We start from the raw sequence: 4,340 nt of genomic DNA, 5'->3' as shown, positions 1-4,340 counted from the left end.
ACATCTATCCAGGCAGGCCGGCGGTGTTGGTTCAGGATGTTAATGACCTGGTCTATCACCTGCATATCGGTTTCATCCATCAGCCCGGATATAGAGCGGCGCAGCAGCTGGTAGCCTTTGCGCAGGATCAGGATGCCCATGGCTACCGACACTACGGGATCCAGCCAGGTCCAGCCGGTGTAGTGAATAACTATGAGGGCGGCCACTAGTCCCAGGCTGCTGTACACATCCGTCATAATATGCTGCCCGTTGCCGGTAATGGTAATGGAAGGCAGCTTACGCCCTTCCCTTACCAGGTATTGACCCAGCAGCAGGTTTACCAAAGTAGTGGCGCCAATAAGCCAGATACCACTGGTAACATCCTCCAGCTGATAGGTACCAATAAAGTATTGTACTGCTTTAAAAAGGATCAGGCATCCGGCAATAAAGATCATAGCCCCCTCCGCTCCTATGGAGAAAAACTCCACTTTGCCATGCCCGTAGGGATGGTTGGCATCCCGCGGTTTGCCGGTGAGGTAAATGCTGTAACAGGCAAAAGCGCCGGCTACGACATTGATGATAGACTCCAGCGCATCCGACAAGATAGCTACCGAATGCGTGAGAAAGTACGCAGTAAACTTAGCCACCGTTAACAGGAAGCTGACCAGCAGTGAGATGAGTATAATGCGAAATTCTTTCCGGAGCAATGGTTTTGGTGTTGGTGGAAGCTACAAAAGAAGTAAAAAAGGCTTAAAGAGGGAATAAGTTTTATTGGAAGAATTTGTTTATAGGATGAAGTAACATGGCATAACAGTGATCGCATTGCATCAGGCAATATTGCTAACCTGTAATAACATAACAACGGGCCGGCCCTTTCCATGAGCGGCCCGTTGTTCCGGACATCTTATCTCCTAAACCGTCCAGCCCCTGCCGTTTTGTCGGCCCTAAACGCCCTGGCCTGTTTTATGCGTAGCCATCCTTAATAAAAAAAGGAGGTGCTATGGATGCATATTCTGAGATCATCCATAATGCGGTGGAAGCCGCAGGCAGATCAGTTGTTAAAATAGAACGGCTGGATGCCAACAGGAAAGTAACCGGGACCGGCTCAGGGTTCTTCTTTTCTTCCGACGGTTATCTCTTCACCAATTCCCATGTAGTACACCAGGGCCATTATTTTAACGTAATGCTGCATGACGGCAGCGTATACCCGGCTATTCTTTCAGGAGAAGATACAGATGCGGATATTGCCATCCTTAAAACATCTGCCTTTGACTTCCAGGTAGCACAGCTGGGCGATGCTACTGCTTTGCAGATAGGCCAGCTGGTAATTGCCATTGGCAACCCGCTGGGCTTTCAGCATACGGTTACGGCCGGGGTGGTGAGTGCGTTAGGCCGCTCTTTACACAGCGGGAATGGCCGTACCATGGACGACCTGGTGCAAACCGATGCTGCCCTGAACCCGGGTAATTCCGGCGGTCCGCTCATTAATTACAAGGGCGAGGTAGTAGGTGTGAACACTGCCATGATACAGGGCGCGCAGGGGCTTTGTTTTGCCATCAGCATTAACTCGGCCAAGATGATTGCGGCGGAATTAATGCAATATGGTAAAGTGGTGAAGGGTTACCTGGGTGTGTTGCTGCAGCAGATAACGCTGGTGCCCAAGCTGCGCACCGGGCTGCAGCTGCGGAATAAAACAGCGCTGTTTGTAACGGGTGTGGAAGGTAAAAGTCCTGCTGCCAGGGCGGGTTTGCAGGATGGTGACATCATCATTGCTTTCAACAACAAGGAAGTAGAAACCGCCGATGCCCTGTTCCGGCAACTGGGACGGGAAAAGATCGGGCAGTTCCAGCATATAAAAGTGATCCGGCAAAACCGGGTACTGGAGCTGAGAGTAACACCGGTAGAGAAAAAGGCTGCGTAGTTGATGTGCAGATGTGCAAATATGCAGGTGTGCAGATGGATTAGAGCGGATGGGTGCCGATGTGCTGATTAGAGGATGGAACGCGATCACCCGCTGTTTGTAATGCGGTTAATTGCTTGCCGGCTCTGGGGTTTTCCTGGAATGGAACGGGGCTGATCAAAGTATGTTGGTCAGCCCCGTTCTTATTATGTACAGGATAAGAAGTTAAAAAAGCAACATGATTTTTTTCATTGGGTTAAGAGATTTTTTAATAAATAAATTGTACGCTTGTGGAACTAAAAACCGGAATAAACATATTATATGTATCTGCGTACTGAGATCTTAAAGGACAACAGCCGTGATCATATTATCCATCTTACAGACTGGATCGGGGGAAATGCTTCGCGGGTAACTCAATTGATAGGTTTGTTCCTGCAGGATGAGTACCGCGTGGTGCAAAGGGCGGCCTGGATCATCAGTTATGTGGCGCAGGAACATCCGGAACTAATAGTGCCACACCTGCCGGCTATGGTACAGCGCATGGAGGATGCCGGTATACCGGTAGCGGTTAAACGAAATGTAATAAGGGTGCTGCAATTCCTGCCCATCCCTCCTGACCTGCATGGCCCGGTTATGAACCACTGTTTTAACTTCCTGGCCGATCCGGAGGAAACCGTTGCAGTAAGGGCTTTTTCCATGACCGTGCTGTCCCATCTTGCCCAGGAATACCCGGATATTAAACAGGAGCTTCGCCTGATACTGGAAGACCAGCTGGCGCAAAAAAATAGCCCCGGATTTACATCCAGGGCCAAAAAGGTATTAAAGCTATTGTAATATTACTCATTACTTTACCTCTACAGAGAATTTCTCTTTCACCAGGTCCATATCCGGTTTGGATTCGTCTGTCAGCTGTACTTTACCGCGGTCTTTTCTAACTACCCTGGAGAACAGAGAGATCTCCTGGTCAAACAGGAAACGGAAGAACAGCTTTGTCCAGGAAGTATGGTAATACAGAGAGTTATAGAAGCCGGAAGCGTTCTTACGGATCTGCGGCAGCTTATTCCAGGGAATGGAAGGAAAATCGTGATGCTCGTTATGGTAACCCACGTTAAAAGCTACGGTGTTCAATACGCCATAGTAGCTGTAGGTTTCCTGCTCGCCATGGGTAAGATAGTGCTCCTGGATCCAGCGGGCGCCCAGGGGGTGCAGGCCTACAGAAAAGAAGAAGCTCAGTACCAGGAAGCTAATGGCTTTAGGACCCCAGAAATAGGATACTGCTGCCACAAAAACGATCTGTACCAGCCAGTTCAGCGCTATCCAGCCATCAAAAGGCTTAATTTCTTTTAAGCGGGAAATGCGGAATACCTGGAACAGCGGATAAAACAGCAGCCAGAGCACTTTACCCACAAAATAGTTATTGATCAGCCGGGCTTCCCAACGGTTGGGCAGGTCAGCATCCAGCTCATGGATACCCTGGAAAGAGTGGTGTTTAATGTGATAGCGCTCAAACGACACAGAGCTGGGCACTACCTGGGGAATGTTTGCCAGGATGCCGGCCAGGCGGTTTGCCTCCGGTTTCTTGAACAGCAGGCGGTGCGCGCATTCATGGATCATTACAAACAGTGCATGATCTGCAAAGGCGCCCAGCAGGTATGCTGCACCGAAAACCAGCCACCATGACTGATCTCTGAGCAGCCATGCTCCTACAACCTGAAAGCTTACTAAACCAATAATTGCAAAGATTGTCAACGGATTTTTCCCAATGAGTTTACGGATATCGGGATGTTGCTTGAGAATTTCCTTGGTTCTTATACGGTGTGGCTCGCTTGCGGTTGAATACACGAAGTCTTTTCTCTTTGTCATAAACGGCAATATAGGGAGATAATGTTAAAATTACAATTTAGGAATAGTTAATATTTATTGTGTGCAAAGGTAAATATTTTGTTGATTGTTAAAAAGATAAAAATTTACTGTAATGTCTGCCGGACGGGGCTATAATACCGAAGGAAATAAACCATCAGACATATATACAGTAATGTCAAAACCAGGGCTGTTATTGAATCTATTTTAAGGTAGTGGTAAATGGGATATTCTTTTTCAAAGGTGGTCCAGGTGATAGCCGCTGTAACCTGTGGTTTAGTAAGCATTGCATGCTCAAATGAAAACACTTTTATTTCTTCAGATGAGGTACATTGAAAAATCACCTTGTCTTTCTGCAGGGAAAAAGCAGCAATATCACATTCATCCATTGCAGCTAAACCAGTTTCACTTCCATTTTTTAACAGGTATGTGCCGCTTTCAGTTTCCCGGATCTCATATGGATAACAAAGCGGAATGCGCCGGTATCCGATCCCTCCTTCATCCAGGTAAAATGAATTAAGTTTCAGGGTTATCAGTATCAACCAAATAAAAAGAGCGAATGTTCTGTTATGCCTTTTGGGTAAGAGCTGTGTTCTATCTT

4 protein-coding genes are annotated in these 4,340 nt (G+C 47.5%); 2 read left to right on the top strand and 2 right to left on the bottom strand.

Going from position 1 to position 4,340, the window contains the following annotated elements:
* Nucleotides 1-686 (bottom strand): cation diffusion facilitator family transporter (locus VIM87_RS11405; protein ID WP_331997116.1); only part of this gene is annotated, 686 nt, incomplete at its 3' end.
* A gap of 293 nt (nucleotides 687-979) precedes the next feature.
* Here VIM87_RS11405 and VIM87_RS11400 point away from each other — a divergent pair.
* Complete coding sequence (locus VIM87_RS11400; RefSeq protein ID WP_217607057.1) at nucleotides 980-1,900, top strand: S1C family serine protease; 921 nt, start codon at nucleotides 980-982, stop codon at nucleotides 1,898-1,900.
* A gap of 300 nt (nucleotides 1,901-2,200) precedes the next feature.
* Nucleotides 2,201-2,713 carry a hypothetical protein gene (locus tag VIM87_RS11395; RefSeq protein WP_331997115.1) on the top strand — a complete coding sequence of 171 codons (513 nt, stop codon included), beginning with the start codon at nucleotides 2,201-2,203 and terminating at the stop codon, nucleotides 2,711-2,713.
* Nucleotides 2,714-2,722: 9 nt separating this feature from the next.
* Here VIM87_RS11395 and VIM87_RS11390 read toward each other — a convergent pair whose 3' ends face one another.
* On the bottom strand, nucleotides 2,723-3,742 hold the full coding sequence (locus VIM87_RS11390; RefSeq protein ID WP_331997114.1) for a fatty acid desaturase: 1,020 nt from the start codon (nucleotides 3,740-3,742) through the stop codon (nucleotides 2,723-2,725).
* Nucleotides 3,743-4,340: the final 598 nt, after the last annotated feature.

The organism is Chitinophaga sp. (assembly GCF_036569125.1).
Lineage (GTDB): Bacteria > Bacteroidota > Bacteroidia > Chitinophagales > Chitinophagaceae > Chitinophaga.
This window is presented reverse-complemented; position numbering and strand designations above follow the sequence as displayed.